This is a genomic window from Rhizobium sp. M1 (assembly GCF_002531805.1).
GTDB classification, from domain to species: domain Bacteria; phylum Pseudomonadota; class Alphaproteobacteria; order Rhizobiales; family Rhizobiaceae; genus Rhizobium; species Rhizobium etli_C.
On sequence record NZ_NWSW01000022.1, the window covers coordinates 21,016 to 38,759 of the forward strand.

General features: G+C 63.0%; 16 protein-coding genes. 4 read left to right on the forward strand and 12 right to left on the reverse strand.

All coding sequences use genetic code 11. From position 1 onward, the window contains the following. Positions 1-34 precede the first annotated feature (34 nt). Positions 35-895 carry a shikimate dehydrogenase gene (locus tag CO655_RS21545; protein WP_097666458.1) on the forward strand — a complete coding sequence of 287 codons (861 nt, stop codon included), beginning with the start codon at positions 35-37 and terminating at the stop codon, positions 893-895. 23 nt (positions 896-918) lie between these two features. After that, a complete protein-coding gene (locus CO655_RS21550) occupies positions 919-2,808 on the forward strand; it encodes a sugar phosphate isomerase/epimerase and 4-hydroxyphenylpyruvate domain-containing protein (RefSeq protein ID WP_097666460.1) in 1,890 nt (629 codons plus the stop codon). A gap of 9 nt (positions 2,809-2,817) precedes the next feature. Here the strand turns inward: CO655_RS21550 and CO655_RS21555 are convergent, their stop codons facing one another. The 7 genes from CO655_RS21555 to CO655_RS21585 form a co-directional block, all read right to left on the reverse strand. Further along, complete coding sequence (locus CO655_RS21555) at positions 2,818-3,831, reverse strand: LacI family DNA-binding transcriptional regulator (RefSeq protein ID WP_097666634.1); 1,014 nt, start codon at positions 3,829-3,831, stop codon at positions 2,818-2,820. A gap of 104 nt (positions 3,832-3,935) precedes the next feature. Beyond that, positions 3,936-4,946: a zinc-dependent alcohol dehydrogenase family protein gene (locus CO655_RS21560; protein ID WP_097666462.1), complete on the reverse strand. Its 1,011-nt coding sequence runs from the start codon at positions 4,944-4,946 to the stop codon at positions 3,936-3,938. A 37-nt stretch (positions 4,947-4,983) separates the two neighbouring features. After that, positions 4,984-5,754: an L-iditol 2-dehydrogenase gene (locus CO655_RS21565; RefSeq protein WP_097666464.1), complete on the reverse strand. Its 771-nt coding sequence runs from the start codon at positions 5,752-5,754 to the stop codon at positions 4,984-4,986. Between the two features lie 27 nt (positions 5,755-5,781). Beyond that, positions 5,782-6,900, reverse strand: coding sequence for a sn-glycerol-3-phosphate ABC transporter ATP-binding protein UgpC (ugpC, locus tag CO655_RS21570; protein ID WP_097666466.1), 1,119 nt, complete (start codon positions 6,898-6,900; stop codon positions 5,782-5,784). An 8-nt stretch (positions 6,901-6,908) separates the two neighbouring features. After that, on the reverse strand, positions 6,909-7,742 hold the full coding sequence (locus CO655_RS21575) for a carbohydrate ABC transporter permease (protein ID WP_097666468.1): 834 nt from the start codon (positions 7,740-7,742) through the stop codon (positions 6,909-6,911). Between the two features lie 11 nt (positions 7,743-7,753). Next, on the reverse strand, positions 7,754-8,662 hold the full coding sequence (locus tag CO655_RS21580) for a sugar ABC transporter permease (protein ID WP_097666470.1): 909 nt from the start codon (positions 8,660-8,662) through the stop codon (positions 7,754-7,756). Between the two features lie 153 nt (positions 8,663-8,815). Beyond that, positions 8,816-10,129, reverse strand: a complete 1,314-nt coding sequence (locus tag CO655_RS21585) for a sugar ABC transporter substrate-binding protein (protein ID WP_176539281.1) — start codon at positions 10,127-10,129, stop codon at positions 8,816-8,818. Positions 10,130-10,459: 330 nt separating this feature from the next. Between CO655_RS21585 and CO655_RS21590 the strand changes: the two genes are divergently transcribed. Further along, positions 10,460-11,443: a sugar kinase gene (locus CO655_RS21590; protein ID WP_097666472.1), complete on the forward strand. Its 984-nt coding sequence runs from the start codon at positions 10,460-10,462 to the stop codon at positions 11,441-11,443. A gap of 3 nt (positions 11,444-11,446) precedes the next feature. After that, on the forward strand, positions 11,447-12,715 hold the full coding sequence (locus CO655_RS21595) for a D-tagatose-bisphosphate aldolase, class II, non-catalytic subunit (RefSeq protein WP_097666638.1): 1,269 nt from the start codon (positions 11,447-11,449) through the stop codon (positions 12,713-12,715). A 65-nt stretch (positions 12,716-12,780) separates the two neighbouring features. On the opposite strand, the gene CO655_RS21600 is transcribed toward CO655_RS21595, so the two are convergent. The 5 genes from CO655_RS21600 to CO655_RS21620 form a co-directional block, all read right to left on the reverse strand. Continuing rightward, the gene (locus CO655_RS21600) at positions 12,781-13,545 is read right to left on the reverse strand and encodes an SDR family NAD(P)-dependent oxidoreductase (RefSeq protein ID WP_097666473.1); all 765 of its coding nucleotides are present in this window, start codon (positions 13,543-13,545) and stop codon (positions 12,781-12,783) included. A 42-nt stretch (positions 13,546-13,587) separates the two neighbouring features. Next, complete coding sequence (locus tag CO655_RS21605) at positions 13,588-14,316, reverse strand: SDR family oxidoreductase (RefSeq protein ID WP_097666474.1); 729 nt, start codon at positions 14,314-14,316, stop codon at positions 13,588-13,590. Between the two features lie 25 nt (positions 14,317-14,341). Beyond that, positions 14,342-15,601, reverse strand: coding sequence for an ABC transporter permease (locus CO655_RS21610; protein ID WP_097666475.1), 1,260 nt, complete (start codon positions 15,599-15,601; stop codon positions 14,342-14,344). Beyond that, entirely contained in the window at positions 15,598-16,419 is an 822-nt protein-coding gene (locus CO655_RS21615) for an ATP-binding cassette domain-containing protein (protein WP_097666476.1), read from the reverse strand. The genes CO655_RS21610 and CO655_RS21615 overlap by 4 nt, the downstream gene beginning before the upstream one ends. A 72-nt stretch (positions 16,420-16,491) precedes the next feature. Next, positions 16,492-17,565: a sugar ABC transporter substrate-binding protein gene (locus CO655_RS21620; RefSeq protein WP_176539282.1), complete on the reverse strand. Its 1,074-nt coding sequence runs from the start codon at positions 17,563-17,565 to the stop codon at positions 16,492-16,494. Positions 17,566-17,744 lie beyond the last annotated feature (179 nt).

A 17,744-nucleotide genomic window follows, 5' to 3' on the forward strand; every position in this document is an offset into this window, starting at 1 on the left:
CCTTTCCCATCACGAGCAAGACAGGAACTGGCGCATGGCCGAGACACTCCTGAAACCATTGAAGGCCGGGCTGATCGGCTCCGGCATCCAGGCCTCGCTGACGCCTGCCATGCATATGAAGGAAGGCGCGGCACAGGGGCTGGATTACGACTACGAGCTGATCGATCTCCTCAAACTGAATGCGTCGTCGGCCGATCTTCCGCGTCTGATCGGCGATGCCGAAGCGCGCGGACTTGCCGGTCTCAATATCACTCATCCCTGCAAGCAGCTCGTCATTCCCCTGCTCGACGACTTGTCGCCCGAAGCCCGGGCGCTCGGCGCGGTCAACACCGTCGTCCTGAAGGACGGCCGGCGCTTTGGCCACAACACCGACTGGTGGGGCTTTGCCGAAAGCTTTCGGCGCGGGTTGCCGCAAGCAGACCTTTCCTCCGCCGTGCAGCTTGGCGCCGGCGGGGCGGGCGTGGCGACCGCCTACGCGATCCTGACGCTCGGCCTCAAGCGGCTGACCGTCTTCGACCGCGAGCACGAGCGCGCCGTCGATCTGGCCGAAACGATGTCCGCGCTCTTTCCCGGCGCGTCGATCGCTGCGGGAAGTGACCTGGAAACAGCAATGAAAGACGCATCGGGCCTGATCCATGCGACGCCGACGGGCATGGCCAAATATCCCGGCATGCCGCTTCCGTCCGAGCTCCTCGAACCACGGCATTGGGTTGCTGAGATCGTCTATTTCCCCTTGGAAACCGAGCTTCTGCGGCAGGCGAGGCAGCGCGGCTGCAGAACGCTCGACGGCGGCGGCATGGCGGTCTTCCAAGCCGTCGGCGCATTTCGCCTGATCACCGGCAGGGAGCCGGATGCCGGCCGCATGCTCGCGCATTTCAAGACGATGACGACCTAGCGCGTGTCGGAAAGGACCCTGCGATGAAGACATCGATAGCGACCGTTTCATTGAGCGGCGACCTCAGCGACAAGCTGGAGGCGATCGCCAAGGCCGGTTTCGACGGGGTGGAGATTTTCGAGAATGATTTCCTGATCTTCGACGAGAGCCCGAAGGAGGTCGGCCGCATGGTGCGCGATCTCGGCATGGAGATCACGCTGTTCCAGCCGTTCCGCGATTTCGAGGGCATGCCGGAGCCGCTGCGCAGCCGCACCTTCGACCGGGCCGAACGCAAGTTCGACCTCATGCAGGAGATGGGCACCGACCTCGTGCTGGTCTGTTCGAACGTCTCCCCGGCTGCGCTTGGCGGTCTCGACCGGGCGGCGGCCGATTTTCACGAACTCGGCGAGCGCGCCGCCAGGCGCGGTCTGCGTGTCGGCTATGAGGCGCTTGCCTGGGGCCGCCACATCCACGATCACCGCGACGCCTGGGAGATCGTCCGGCGGGCCGATCATCCGAATATCGGCCTGATCCTCGACAGCTTTCACACGCTGTCGCGCAAGATCGACGTCAACTCCATCCGGTCGATCCCGAAGGAGAAGATCTTCATCATCCAGCTCGCCGATGCGCCGCTGATCGACATGGATCTGCTCTACTGGAGCCGGCACTTCCGCAACATGCCCGGCGAAGGCGACCTGCCGGTGCTCGACTTCATGAAGGCCGTTGCCGCTACCGGTTATGACGGTTATCTGTCGCTTGAGATCTTCAACGATCAGTTCCGCGGCGGATCTGCCAACGCGATCGCCGTCGATGGCCGCCGCTCGCTGATTTATCTCGGCGATCAGGTCAAGCGGCAGCAGCCGGAGAGCGCGCTGCCGGTGCCGGCCATGCCGCCGCGCGCCAAGGTCGAGGGCATCGCTTTCATCGAGTTCACCGCGGATGAAGACGAGGCGCTTGCGCTCGAAGCGCTGTTTGCAAGCCTCGGTTTCCGCAAGGCGGCCAGGCACAAGAGCAAGCGCGTCACGGTGTTTCGCCAAGGCGCCATCAATCTCGTCGTCAACACCGAACAGAAGGGATTTGCCAGCGCTTCCTATGCCGTGCACGGCACTTCGGCCTATGCCGCCGGCCTGATGGTCGACGATGCCAAGGCGGCGTTGCAGCGCGCCGTCACGCTCGGCGCCGAACGGTTCGAGCAATCGCTCGATGCCGGCGAGATCGAAATGCCGGCGGTGCGCGGCGTCGGCGGCGGCATTCTCTATTTCCTCGATCGCAAGACCGAGCTTGGCCGCATCTGGGAGATCGAATTCGATGCGATCGAGGACGATTCCGCCTCCCGACCGGCCGGGCTGCAGTCGATCGATCATATGGCGCAGACGATGAAATACGAGGAATTGCTGACCTGGCTGTTGTTCTACACCGCGCTTGTCGAGGCCGAGAAGACGCCGATGGTCGATATCGTCGATCCCTCCGGCATCGTCCGCAGCCAGGTGGTCGAGAATAAAGAAGGCTCGCTGCGCATCACCATGAACGGCGCGGAAAACCGCAATACGCTCGCCGGCCGCTTCATCACTGAGACCTTCGGCTCCGGCATCCAGCATCTCGCCTTCAGGACCGACGACATCTTCGCGACTGCCGCTGCCCTTGCCGCCAACGGCTTCGTCTCGCTGGCGATTTCGCCGAACTATTACGACGATCTCGAAGCTCGCTTCGGCCTCGACGCCGAATTCGCCGATCGCCTCAAGGCCAACAACATCCTCTACGACCGCGACGAGGCCGGCGAATATTTCCAGCTCTACAGCCCGACCTATGGCGAAGGACTGTTCTTCGAGATCGTCGAGCGGCGCGGTTACCGCGGTTATGGCGCCGCGAACGCCATCTTCAGGATCGCCGCGCTGAGAAAGCATCTGAGGCCGGCGGGCCTGCCTCGCGACTGAGGCGTCAGATCAGGCCGAGCTTCGCAGCATGAGTTCGGCATTGAGGAGTATGCGGGCCGCCGGCGCCCTGGCGGGACCCTCGCCCTCGCCGAGCCTGTCGAGCAGTAGCTCGATCGCCAGCCGGCCGATCTCGCTATAATTCTGCGCCACCGTCGTGATCGGCGGGCAGGCGTATCGGGACAGAGGATGATCGTCATGTCCCGCGACGCGCAGGTCATATCCGGCGCCATGGCCGACCTTGAGGCCCAGCTGGAATGCAGCGGCGATGACGCCGAAGGCGACGCGGTCGTTGGCGCAGAGCACGGTGCGCGTCGGAAAGCCCTGGCCCGACGACAGGATGCGGGTCGCCTCCTCGAAGCCGAAGCGTTCGAAGTCCCAGCTCTTGCTGTCGGAAAGCTCAACAATGCTGGGCTCCTTCCGGAACTGCTCCATCGCCTCCAGATAGGCCGTCTGGCGGGTCAAGGCGTTGGTATTAACGTGCGGCATGCCGAAATAGCAGGGCGGTTCGCCCGAGCGGCAGAGATAGTCGACGATCAGGCCGAAACTCTGGCGGTTGTTCGTGCCGACGAAGGAGGAGGTCTCGTCGAGCGGCGAGTCGACGTAGATGAGAGGCACGCTGCGGCCGAGTTCGTCGAGTGTGGCATGGTGGGATTCGACGCCCAGCGGCGCGATGATAGCGCCTGCAACATTCATCGATTTCAGCGTCTTGATCGCCCGGTCCTCCATCTCCGCCTTGCCGTCCGACGACAGGACGAAGGCGAGAAACCCCGTCTCGTTGGCGATCATCTCGATGCGGCGGGTGAGCGCCATGTAGAAGGGATCGGTGGAATTGGGAATGATGACGCCGAGAATGTTGCTGCGCCGCCGGTTGAGATTGACGGCGAATATGTTCGGCCGGAAGCCTGATTTCTTCAGGGCCTGCTCGATCGCCTCCCGCGTCTTCTGGCGCACTGACATCGGATCGCTGAAATATTTCGAGACGGTGGGACGCGACAGGCCGACGAACTCCGAAAAGTCCTCCATGGTTTTGATCGTCTTTCCCACCATCTGATCTCCTGACGCGGCGTCTCCGACGGTTTCTAGATGACTCATCGCCGGACGAAAAGCGGCCTGTTGACGATCCGAATTTAGTCGACGGAGAATTGCACCTTCATTGTTGCCGGATCGGGCGACCTCTTCGTGATAAACGGAAGGACGTCGTCGAGCGGCAGCCTGTGGGAGACCAGTTGCGCCATGGCGCCGGTATCCCTTTTCAGGATGGCAAGGGCTTCGGGAATGTTGCGGTTCAGCGAATGGGAGCCGGCAAAGCGGATCTGGCGCCGGAAAATCTCGAAGGGTGCGATGGAAATGCGCTGATCGGGGGCGCAGACGCCGAAGACAAGAACCGTGCCGCCATCGGCGACGAAGTCGATCATGCCTTCGACGATGCGGGCGATGCCGGTCGCATCGGCGACGAAATCGAAGTCATGGCGACGGCCGGCGAGCGCCTGGGATCCCGAGACCGCCGTCTCCAATCCCAGCCGCCCGGCAAAGGCCAGCCGCTCCTCGTTGATGTCGGCAACCGTCACCGAAGAAACGCCCTCGGCCTTGAGGGAAAGCGCGAGCAGCAGTCCGATCGGCCCGGCGCCGAAGACCAGCGCCGTTTCCGTGCCCGCAGCGCCGGCCCGTAGGCCGGCGCTGCCGAGGCCGTTCAAGACGCAGGCGAGCGGCTCGGCAAGTGCCGCGAGGTTGAAGCCGAGGTCGCCGATCTCATGCAGGTGGTCGGTTCTGACCAGGCTGTATTCGGCAAAACCGCCATTCTCCGTCACGCCATAGGCTTTCAGGTCGCGGCAGAGATTGGTCAGTCCCTTGTGGCAGGCCCGGCACTGCCCGCAGGGAAGATTGGGATCGACGACAACCCGGGCGCCGACGGCAAGGCCGGAGACATCGGCGGCGACGGCTTCGACCACGCCGGCATATTCATGGCAGGCGACCAGCGGAAAGCGGCCCTCGCCATAACGGCCGTGGAGGACGTCGATATCGGTGTGACAAAGGCCGGCAGCGCGCACGCGCACCAGCGCATGGCCGGGCCTCAGCTCCGGCAACGGCAGGGCCGTGGTCACCGCGACGCCCTTTTCGGTATAGCAGATGGCTTCCATCTCTCTGGCTCCAGGCTTTGTGACTGCGGAAGGGCGATCAGCTCATCCAGTTGCCGCCATCGACATTGTAGGTCTGGGCGAGGATATAGTCGCTGTCTGACGAGGCGAGGAAGACGGCCAGGCCCTTGATGTCATCGGGTGTGGCGAAGCGGCCGATCGGAACGGATTTGGCGACCGCGGCCTTCTTCTCGCCCGGCTTCAGCCCTTCCCATTTGGCAAAATGCGCATCGACGATGTCCCAGTGCTCGCCATCGACGACGCCGGGTGCAATGGCATTGACGTTGATGCCGTATTTGACGAGGGCCAGCGCTGCCGACTGCGTCGCCGAAATGATCGCTGCCTTCGAAGCGCAATAGAGCAAGACCAGCGCCTCGCCGCGCCGTCCGGCCTGGCTGGCCATGTTGATGATCTTGCCGCCCCTGCCCCGCTCGATCATCACGTTCGAAACGGCCTTCATCACGAAAAGCGGGCCCTTCAGATTGATCGAGAAGACCTTGTCGTAGCTCGCCTCGGTGATCTCGTTGACCGGCGCCATGTCGAAGATCGCGGCATTGTTGACGAGAATGTCGATGCCGCCGAAGGTTCGATCGATCTCATCGACGACGGCATCGATCGCCGCGAGATCGGTGACGTCGAGCTTCATCGCCGAAACGCTGGGGCCGAGCGCCTCGGCGGTCTCCGTCGCCCGCTCTATATTGATGTCGGCGATGACCACCTTCGCGCCTTCCTTGGCGAAGGCTTCGGCAAATCCCAGCCCGATCCCGCGGGCACCGCCGGTGATGAGTGCAACTTTGTCTTTGAGCTTCATGGTGCTTCTCCGTTAAAATTGAGGCGCCTAGTGTGACGCCGAAATGGGCCTGCTGGTCGCCTCGCCGGCTGCTCTCCTGAGAGCGACGCCGCGCTCATCGAACAGTTGAGCATCAGCCGGATTGAAGGACAGCGAGACCGTTTCGTGCAGGCGGTGGCTGTCGGCGCCATCCGTTTCGACGATGATAAGCCTGCCCGGGGCGATCTGCACATAGATGTAGCTATGTCCGCCGAGACGCTCGACGACCATGATCTCTCCGGCGATCGGTCCCTCGCCTGATATTTTCAGATGCTCCGGCCTGATCCCCAGCGTGAGGTCCGTTTTGCTCCCGAGCGTTGCGCGAATGGGAACCTTGGCGGTCATTCCGCCCGGCAGCGTGACGGAGATGCCGGATGAAACGGCGTTCGAAGCTCCGACAGGAATGAAATTCATGGCGGGCGAACCGATGAAGCCGGCCACGAACTGATTGGCCGGATTGTGGTACAGTTCCATCGGCGTGCCCACCTGTTCTATCCTGCCGTCGCGCAGCACGACGATCTTGTCGGCGAGCGTCATGGCCTCCACCTGGTCGTGGGTGACGTAGATCATCGTTGCGCCCAGTTGATCGTGAAGGCGGGCAAGCTCGATGCGCATCTGCACCCGGAGGGCGGCATCCAGGTTGGACAGCGGCTCGTCGAAGAGGAAGATTCGCGGCGAACGGACCATGGCGCGGCCGATCGCCACGCGCTGGCGCTGGCCGCCGGACAATTGCTTCGGCTTGCGATCCAGAAGATGTCCGAGTTGCAGAAGAGCGGCCACCTCGTCGATCTTGGTGTCGCGCTGCGACTGCGGTACGCCGGCGAGCTTCAAGGCGAAGCCCATATTGTCCTTGACCGTCATATGGGGATAAAGCGCATAGGTTTGGAACACCATCGCCAGCCCTCGCTGGTCCGGTGACACGTCGTTCGAATGGTCGCCGTCGATAAGGAGATCGCCGCCGCTGATGTCCTCGAGCCCGGCGATCATGCGTAGCAGCGTCGACTTTCCGCATCCAGACGGCCCGACGAAAACGACGAACTCCCGATCCTGGATGTCGAGGTCCACGCCTTTGATCACGTCGACCGCGCCGAAGGTCTTCTTCACCTGTTTGAGACTAAGAGTAGCCATGTCAGTTCCTATTTAACTGCGCCGAACGTCAGGCCGCGCACGAGCTGGCGCTGCGTCATCCAGCCGAAGACGAGAATGGGGGTGATGGCGAGCGTGGTAGCCGCCGACAGTTTTGCCCAGAACAGTCCCTCGGGCGATGAGAAGGATGCAATGAAGGCGGTGAGCGGACCAGCTTTCGACGCCGTCAGGTTCAGGCTCCAGAACGCCTCGTTCCAGCAGAGGATCGTCGAAAGCAGCGCCGTCGATGCAATGCCGGGAAGGGTCAGCGGCAGGAGAAGATGCCAAATCTGCTCGAATGTGCTCGCGCCGTCCATGCGGCTGGCTTCGAGGATCTCATGCGGCACGTCCTTGAAGAAGGAGTAGAGCATCCACACGACGATCGGCAGGTTCGAGAGCGTGAAGACGACGATGATGCCGCTGCGGGTATCGAGAAGGCCGCTGTCGCGAAACAGCAGGTAGATCGGGACAAGGACACCGACGGCCGGTAGCATCTTGGTCGACAGCATCCACATGAGCAGATCCTTCGTCCGCCTGCCGGGGAAGAACGCGGCCGCGTAAGCTGCCGGAATGCCGATCGCCAGGCACAGGATGGTGGAGCCGATGCTCTCGACGACGCTGTTCAGGGCGTAATGGAGGTAGTCCGCTCGGGAATTGACGTCGGCGAAGTTCTCAAGCGTCGGCGAGAAGAAGAGCTTCGGCGGGGTCGCCACGGCATCGATCTCGGTCTTGAACGCCGCCATCAGCATCCAGAGGATCGGGAAGAACATGAGGAAGGACGCCGCCCAGCCGCCGACGCCGCACCACAGCTTCTGGGACCGAATGATGCTGTTTCGTTTTGCCATAGCCGGTCTCCTCAATTTTCCAGATTGCGCGCGACCGTCCGGATCAGGAAGGCGGCAACGATGTTGGCCAGGATGATCGCGAAGACGCCGCCTGCCGAGGCCGCTCCGACGTCCCACTGGAGAAGCGCCTTGTTGTAGATGAAGTATGTGAGGGTGGTCGTGGCCGTGCCCGGTCCGCCCGTCGTCGTGACCTGGATCTCGGCGAAGACCGCCAGCAGGAAGATCGTCTCGATCATGACCACGACCGAGATCGGCCGGAGCAGATGCGGCAGGATGATATGGACGAATGTCGACCAGCCTTTCGCCCCGTCAAGACGGGCCGCCTCCATCTGCTCGCGGTCGAGAGACTGCATGGCGGTCATCAGGATGAGCGTGGCGAAAGGGATCCACTGCCAGGCGACGATGATGATGATTGACGTCATCGGGATTTGGACGAACCAGTCGACCGGGGTCACGCCGGCGAGCTTCGCCAGGGAGGCGAACAGGCCGTTTACCGGATGCATCAGCAGGTTCTTCCAGATGAGCGCGGTCACCGTCGGCATGACGAAGAACGGTGCGATGATCAGGAGCCGCGCCACGCCGCGCCCTGCGAACTCGACATCGAAGAGGAGTGCGAAGACGATGCCGAAGCCGATCGAAAGGGCCAGCACCGAGAAGAGAACGACGAGTGTGCGCAAGATCGCCGCCGGCAAGCCGTCGTCGGTGATCAGATAAGCGTAATTGTCGAGGCCGGCGAAGCCCGCGCTCAACGGATCCAGCAGGTTGTAATACTGCAGGGAGAACCAGAGCGTCAGCGCCAGAGGAATGATCATCCACGCGAGCAGCAGGCCGACGGCCGGCGCAAGAAGCGGACCGGTGCGCACCGAGCGGCTGGAACGCCTCGGCGCCCGCCGGATGAATTCACCCGAAATCATAGTCATCGAAAACCTCTTCGCGGGGCAACGGCCGCCAGGACGGCAGCGGTCGTAGGGAGCGATGGAGAAGAAGATCAAAGGCGGAGTTCCGGCAGCCTTGGCTGTCGGAACCCTCCGGGAGGAGCCCGCGGTCGCGACACCGCGGGCCGGGCCGTTACCTCACTTGGGGTAACCGGCCTTCTTGATGTCACGCTCGACCTGCTTCTGGGCGTTGTCGAGAGCCGCATCGACGCTCTGCTGGCCCGCAAGGGCAGCCGCGATCTGCTGGCCGACGATCGTGCCGATGCCCTGGAATTCCGGGATCGCCACGAACTGCACGCCGGTGTACGGAACCGGGTCCTTGGTCGGGTGCGCCGGATCGGCGGACATGATCGCCTTCAGAACCGTATCGGCGAACGGTGCGGCCTTTTGGTATTCAGGCAGCGCATAAGTCGACGTGCGGGTGCCGGGCGGTACCGCGACCCAGCCTTCCTTCTCCCCGACAAGCTTGACATACTGCTTGGACGTCGCCCACTTGATGAAGGATTTGGCGGCTTCGGCCTTTGTAGAAGACGCCGGAATCGCCAGATTCCACGACCATGACCAGCTCGAGCCGTTCGGCGTGACGTTAACAGGTGCGCGTGTGAACGCGATCTTGTCTGCGACCTGGCTCTGTTTCGGGTCGTAGACGCGGCCCGCCGCCGAGGTGGCGTCGATCCACATCGCGCAATGGCCGGTCGAGAACAAAGCCTGGTTTTCGTTGAAGCCGTTGGAGGTGACGCCGGGCGGACCGTACTTGTTCATCAGGTCGACATAGTCGGTGACGGCCTTCTTCCAGGGTTCGGAGTTGATCTGCGGCTTCCAGTCCATATCGAACCAGCGGCCGCCATGGGTGTTGATCATCGTGCCGAGGAACGCCATGTTCTCGCCCCACCCGGGCTTGCCGCGCAGGCAGAGACCGTATTGCTCCTTCGACTTGTCGGTGAGCTTTGCGGCGAATTCCTTGATCTGGTCGTAGGTCGGCTGCTCCGGCATCTTCAGGCCGGCCGCTTCGAACAGATCCTTGCGGTAAAGGGTGAACGAACTCTCGGTGTAAAAGGGTACTGCATAGAGCTTGCCGTCGACCGTCAGGCCGGTCTTGATCGGTGCCAGCAGGTCGGCGTAGTCGTAATCGTTGCCGAGGTCGTCGAGCGGCTCGAGCCAGCCCTGTTTACCCCAGATCGGCGCCTCATAACCGCCGATCGTGAGAATGTCGTACTGGCCGCTCTTGGTTGCGATGTCGGTCGTGACCTTCTGGCGCAGGACGTTTTCTTCCAGCACCACCCAGTTCAGCTTGTTGCCGGTCTCCTTTTCCCACTCCGGCGACAATTTCTGCATGATGATCATGTCGCCATTGTTGACGGTGGCGATGGTCAGCTCCTCGGCGCCGGCCAGTCCGGCGGTTAGCGCCAGGCAGGCGACGGATGCAGATAGAATGCAAATGATCTTGTTCATGGTCTCCGCTCCTCCTTTACGGATGTTCACGCATAAAATTACATGCGTAAACTTTTTATCTGTCATTCGTACAGATATTGTCAAGCAGATTTTAGACGATGAGGTCGCACGCATTCCGGCATACTGCTCTAAAAGGCCCCGTTTGATGCCCGAAAATAGAGTTTGGCGGTTCAGCGCCGGGATAAGTTTCATTCCTCCATCGCAACAAAAATTATCGCGCGTAAAATTATTTCTTGACGGACTGCGGCTGGCGAGGTACGGGCGGATCAAGGCGCATTTTACGGAAGCGGCCGCGCGCGACGCCGCCTCCCCGCATGAAGGAGATTGCAGATGCCGTTACCTCACAGGGCGCTCGCGCCGGAAGCGCTCGGCCCGACGATCACCGTCGGCGAAATTTTGGTGGAGATCATGGCGACGACGGTCGGCGCCGGCTTTCTCGAGCCGCAGTCCTTGATCGGGCCCTATCCGAGCGGCGCGCCGGCGATCTTCGTCGACCAGGTCGCCCGCATGGGCGGCGGAGCCGGCATCGTCGCCAGCGTCGGTGACGATGATTTCGGCCGGCTGAACGTCGATCGCCTGCGTGGGGATGGCGTCGACGTCTCCGCCATCGCCGTCAGCAAGGATTGGCCGACGGGCAGCGCTTTCGTTCGCTACCGGCCGGATGGCGCGCGCGACTTCGTCTTCAACATTGCCACATCCGCTGCCGGCCGGATTGACCCGACGCCTGCCGCCGCCGATCTCGTCCGCCGCGCCGGGCATCTGCATGTCATGGGAACGGCGCTTTCCATTCCGGGCGCTCGCGACGTGATCCTTTCCGCCATCGAGATTGTGCGCGCTCGCGGCGGATCGGTCTCCCTGGACCCCAATCTTCGTAAGGAGCTGCTGACGGACAGCGGCGTCTTGGAATGTTTCGATCAGGTGCTCGGGGTGGCCGACCTGCTGCTGCCCTCCGGCGAAGAACTTTTCGCCACCGCCGGGCTGACCGACGAAGCCGCGGCCATCGCGAAACTGCAGGAGAGCGGCATCGGCGAAATCGTCCTGAAGCGCGGCGAACAGGGCGCGTCCTTCTTCGGTCACGGCCTTCCGCGCATCGATTGTGCCGCCTTCGCGGTCGCCGAGATCGACCCGACCGGCGCCGGCGACTGTTTCGGCGCTGCCTATCTCACCTGCCGCCGCAAGGGCATGACGCCGGAGGCGGCCCTGCTCCACGCCAATGCGGCCGGCGCCCGCAATGTGACAAGGCGCGGCCCGATGGAGGGCGTCTCCACCCTTGCCGAACTGACGGCCTTCATTGCCGAAACACCGAGGAGATAGATGATGAACCGGATATTGACCCGTCTTGCCGCTGCACGGCGCGAAGGCACGCCCTTCGGCATCACTTCGGTCTGTTCCGCCCATCCCCTGGTTCTGAGGGCCACGATCCGGCGGGCGGTGCGCGAGGGCGAACCGGTGCTGATCGAGGCGACCTGCAATCAGGTCAATCATCTCGGCGGTTACACCGGCATGACGCCCGAGGACTTCATCCGCTTCGTCGGGCGCATGGCGGCCGAGGAAGGGCTCGATCGTTCGCAGATGATCTTCGGCGGTGATCATCTCGGTCCCAATCCGTGGCGACGGGAAACGCCGGAGGCGGCGCTTGAGAAAGCCGAGGCGATGGTCGAGGCCTATGTCAGAGCCGGGTTCGGCAAGATCCATCTCGATGCCTCGATGGGCTGCGCCGGCGAGCCGGCCGCACTTGACGACCGAACGATTGCCGAGCGGGCCGCAAGACTTGCGCAGGTCAGCGAAAGGGCAGCGAAGGCGACCGGCGCACCGCTGCCGCTCTATATTCTCGGCACCGAAGTTCCGGTGCCGGGCGGCGCCGACCATGCGCTCGAAGAACTCCGGCCGACCGCTCGGCAAGCGGCCCGAACGACGATCGCCATTCATCGCGAGATCTTTTCGCGGGCGGGATTGGAGGACGCCTTTTCGCGCGTCATCGCCTTCGTCGTCCAGCCGGGCGTCGAGTTCGGCAGCGAAAATGTCATCGGCTACAGGCCCGAGCTTGCGGTCGAATTGACCGCACTTCTTGACGAGGAGCCGCAATTCGTCTTCGAGGCCCATTCCACGGATTATCAGACCCGGGCTGCCCTCACACGACTGGTGGAGGATGGCTTTCCGATCCTGAAGGTCGGCCCCGGCCTGACCTTTGCGCTGCGGGAAGCCGCCTATGCATTGGATATGATCGCGACCGAGATGGTTCCCGGTTACGGCGACAGGCCGCTGGCGGCGGCGATGGAGGCGGTGATGCTGTCGGCGCCCGGCGACTGGCAGGCCCATTATCACGGTGACGAGACGGCTTTACGGCTGCAGCGGCATTACAGCTACAGCGACCGCATCCGTTATTACTGGAACAGGCCGGAGGCCGATCGGGCGTTCGAGACGCTGCTCGCGGCGTTGCGCGGAAAGGCGATCCCGGAGACGCTGCTGCACCAGTATCTGCCGCAGCTTTCGCCAGCTGAGGCCGGCGATCCCGAGACTATATTGATTGCCGCGGTCGACCGCGTGCTTGCCGATTATCAGAGCGCCTGCGGCACGTTGCCTTGAACTTCCGCCCGCAGGGAAAAGCGGCTTAGCCGCCGGGCGGGAACCCGCCCTCCCCTCTCCGAGGCTTACCGCGTGGTATAACCGCCATCGATGACAAGGACTTCGCCGGTGACATAACTTGCCGCCGCCGAGCAGAGAAACAGGGCGGCGCCGGCCACCTCTTCCGGCTGTCCGACGCGTCCCATCGGGGTCATGCTGCGCCAGGTCGGGAACCAGTCGGGATTGTCGATGCCGCCGCGTGACATATCGGTCTCGATGTAGCCGGGGGCGATAGCGTTGACGCGGATGTTCTCGGCGGCGACTTCGCTCGCCAGGCTCTTGGTCATCATATGGACCGCCGCCTTCGAGGTGTTGTAGGACACCTGGTTCTGCGGAATGTTGGAAACGATGCCCGAGATCGAGCCGATGTTGAGGATGGCGCCGCCGCCCTGGCGCCGCATCGGAGCGAGTGCGGCGCGGCAGGCGCGGAAGACGGCGTCGACATTGACGGTCATGATCTCGCGCCAGATGGCATCGGGGAATTCGCCGCTGTCGCCATGAATGGCAATGCCGGCATTGTTGACGAGGATGTCGAGCCGGCCGGTCCGTGAGAGCGTCTCGGTGACGAGCGCGTCGGCGGCATCGTCTTTCGTCACGTCGGCGGCGATGAAATCGCAATCGACGCCGGCCTTGGCGAGCCGGTCTTCCGCCGCCGCATTGCGGCTCCTTCCCGCAATGAGGACCTTGGCGCCAGCCTCGCCGAGCGCCTCGGCGATCGCAAGCCCGATGCCGCGCGTGCCGCCGGTCACGAGCGCCACCTGTCCATCCAGGCGAAATCTGTCGAAGATCATGTCCGTTTCCTTTCAGCAATTATAGGAGGCGGCGCATCCTCATTAGATGTCCGTGCTCTGCGGCAGGATGACGAGATCGCGGATCGTGATGTTGCGTGGGCGCGTCAGCATGAAGAGCACGGCCTCGGCAACTTCCTTCGGCTCCATCAGACCGCCGGCGGCGAGCGCCTCATCGAGCTTTTCCTGCGGCCAATCGCTGAGAAGCGCGGTGACGACGGGACCAGGCGCGACGGCGCCGACGCGCAGGCCGTGTTTGGCCACCTGCCGCCTCAGCGTATGAACGAATGCCTGGACTGCATGTTTCGAGGCCGTATAGATCGGCTCCCAGACGACGGGGACCATGCCGGCAACGGAACTCGTCAGGATGATATCCCCGGTCTTGCGCTCGACCATATGCGGCAAGACGGCATGCACCGAGCGGAACGCGGCGTTGACGTTCAGATTGAGCATCCGGTCCCAGGCGTCGGGGTCGCCGGTCAGCACCTCGCCGCCGATATAGGAGCCGGCATTGGCGTGGAAAATATCCAGCTGGCCTGCCTTCGCCAGGATTTCAGGCATCATCCGCGCCACGCTTTTCGGATCGGTGAGATCGATGATCAGGGGAATGGCATCGGCACCGAGCGCCGAGCAGATTTCCTTCAATGCTTCTTCGTTCCGGTCGACCAGCACGACACGGGCGCCGGCGGCAAGCAAGGCCTTGGCGCATTCCAGGCCGATACCCGATGCGGCTCCGGTGACGGCCGCGACCTTTCCAGACAGATCCTGTCCCATATTCTTCCTCTGTTTCTTGAGTGTTTTAGGCCCGGCCGTGCGAGATGCGGGATCGGCGTGCCAGCGAGTCGACGATGACGGCGACGGCAAGGACGGCGCCGGTGATCATGTACCGAAGCGACGACGACAGATCGAGAAGTGTCAGCCCGCTGGCGATCGACTGGATGACGATGATGCCGAGAAGGGCTGAATAAGCGCTGCCGCGCCCGCCGAACAGGCTCGTGCCGCCGATCACTGCCGCGGCGATGGCGTTGAGATTGACGTCGCCGGTGCCGGCCTGCTGGCTTGCGGTCGCCAGCCGTGCAGCCGAGAGCACACCGCCGGTCGCCGCAAGCAGCGCGCAGGCGACAAAGGCGCTGGCATAGATGCGTGAGACGTTAATGCCGGAGCGGCGGGCAGCCTCCCGGTTGCCGCCGACGGCATGCATGGATCGGCCCCATTTGGTACGCGTCAGCGCATAGTTCATGGTCGCCACGAGTCCGACGAAGAGGCCGAACATCCAGGGAATGCCGCGCGATTGGTTGAGATAGAATGCGACCGCTTCCAGCGCGATGGTGATGACGACGGCGCGCAGAAATAGTCCGCCGGTCGATTTCGATGACAGGCCGGCTGCCCGGCGGCGCGCCGATGTGCGGTAGCTCGCAAGGAAAAAGGCAATGCCGGCCAGCACCACCAGCAGATAGGCGACCGGGTCCGGCATGACCATGATCTGACCGAAATTGACGAGCCAGGAACCGTAGGGGAGATTGATCGAACCGGTCGCTCCGAGGATATAAAGCTGCAGGCCGAGAACCGCGAGCAGGCCCGACAGGGTGGAGACGAAGCTCGGCATGCCGAAACGGTTGAACAGGAAGGCGTAGAGCGAGCCGATCAGGGCGCCGACGACCATCGCGGCGAGGACCGCGAGCACCACTGGCCAGCCCTGATTGACCCAGAAAACGCCGACCAGTGCGGAGGCGAAGCCGCTGACCGAGCCGACGGAAAGATCGATCTCACCCACCATCAGGATGCAGACGATACCGAGCGAGATGACGCCGACCGTCGAGCAGTCGAACAGCATGTTGACGAGATTGGCGCTGGAGAGAAACACCGGATTGAGCGCCTGGAACACCGTCCAGATGATCGCCAGGCCGATGATGACAGGCAGCGAGCCGAGGTCGCCGGAGCGGATGCGATCCCAAAAGGCGCGGATCGAGCCGGCGAGGCTGTCGTCATGGCGCACCCTTTCGTCACGCCGGTCGAGGAGCTGAGGTGCTGTCGGTTCGTTCGGGATCGTCTTCATCATGGCCTGCCCTCTTCGTTTTGCTGGCCTTGCGCCCGGCGGCGCATGGCGCGGCGCGAGACGGAATTGTTGGATGCGCCGGTAATCGCGCTGACGAGCGCCTCGTTGGAGGCATCGGGCATGAAGGTGCCGTTGTTGCGCCCGAGCCGAAGGACGACGATGCGGTCGGCGACGGCACGCACATCCTCCATATTGTGGCTGATCATGATGACGGCGAGGCCGCGTTCACGCACACGCTCGATCAGGTCCAGCACTTCGGCGGTCTGCGCGACGCCGAGCGCCGCCGTCGGTTCGTCGAGCATGATCAGTTTCGGCTCGAGCAGCAGCGAGCGGGCGATTGCCACCGTTTGGCGCTGACCACCGGAAAGCGAGGCGACGGGCTCGCGCACGCTGGGGATCCGGGCCGAAAGCTCGTTCAAGAGCTTCCAGGCGCGAATCTCCATAGCGACCTCGTCGAGCTGGAAGGGGTTGAGCTCCTTGCCGAGGAAAATATTGGCGACGACGTCGAGATTTTCGCAAAGCGCCAGATCCTGAAACACGGTTGCGATGCCAAGGTCGAGGGCAGCACTCGGGCTCGACAGGTCCGCCTGTTTGCCCTCGAACAGGATCGTGCCCGAGCTCGGCTGGTGCACGCCGGCCAGGATCTTGACCAGCGTCGATTTGCCGGCGCCGTTGTCGCCGACGAGCGCCACGACCTCGCCGGCATGCACGTCGAGTTCGATATCGGTGAGCGCAGATACGGCCCCGAAGTTCTTCGAGATTCCGCGCAGGCTGAGAACGGGCTGGCGCGAGCCGTCAAGAATATGAGAGGTGTCGGACATCGCCTGGCCTTTCAGAAGAAGCGAAAACCGGAAGCGCGGCCGGCGATCCGGCCGCGCCTTCCCTTGGCTCGATTACTTGGTGATGCCGAGCTTCTTGCAGCCGTCGGCATAACGGCCGGTGCACAGCTCCTCGGCGGTGTTGATCTTCTTGTCGATGATCTCGGCCTTGAGGTTTTCGGCGGTGACGACAGCCGGCACGAAGAGCTGTGCCGGCGTGTCGTAAAGCGTCATCTCCGCCTTGATCGTCTCCCCTGCCAAAAGCTTGACGGCGACGTTGGCCGCGGCCGCGGCGACGATTTCGCTCGGCTTGGAGATCGTGTTGTACTGATCCCCCGATATGATCAGCTGCAGCGCGGCGATCGTCGCGTCATTGCCGGTCACCGGCGGCACGGGATCGACACCGGCGGCCTTGAAGGCGGCGATGGCGCCGCCGCCGGTACCGTCATTGGCGGCGACGACGCCGACGATCTGTTTGCCGAAGCGGGTGATCTGGCCGGCCGCCCATTGCTGCGCATTCGCCGGCTGCCAGTTCGGCGTGTCGAATTCGGCAAGCGTCTTGTAGCCGCCGCTGGCGAGACCCTCGTGAATGCCGTCCTTGATCAGCCCGGCGGCCGCATCGGTCGGCGAACCGTTGATCTGCAGAATGCCGCCGCCGTCGGTCGGCACGTTCTTGGCCTTCAGATGCTGGACGAGCGATTCCGCGATCGCCTTGCCGATCGCCTTGTTGTCGAAGGAGACGTAGAAATCGGCCTTGCCCTTCGGGATCGGACGGTCATAGGCGATGACCTTGACGCCCTGGCTCTGGGCGAGCTGGACGAGAGATGCGGCGGCTGCCGAATCCACCGGATCGAGCACGATGACCTTGGCGCCCTGAGTGATGGCCGAATTGAATTGCTGCTGCTGTTTGGCGATATCGGCATCGGCATTCTGATAGATGACCTTGCATGAGGCGCAGAGCTTTTTCATCTCCGCGACGAAGCCCGGATGGTCATGCTCTTCGTAACGGGTCGAGCCCTGGTCAGGCATGAGGAATGCGACCGTCGCATCCGCAACGGCGCTTTGCGCGAAGGCGGAAGCACTGCCGAGCAATGACAGGACAAGTGTTGCCGCGCCTGCCGCTTTTGTCGAGAATTTCATCATTTCCATCTCCTCCCATTGGAAAACTTGTGTAGTTTCGTCGTTGCGGTGTTCTCTAAACGAGCCGCCTCCTCGCCTGTCCCGGCAGTTTGCAGTTTTCTGAGGACAAGCGCCTGCTCTCGCGAACCGCTCATCGCGTGTTCGCGTTCAAACCAGTGTCAGTTTTGTCCCTCCTCCCGTCCTCCCTA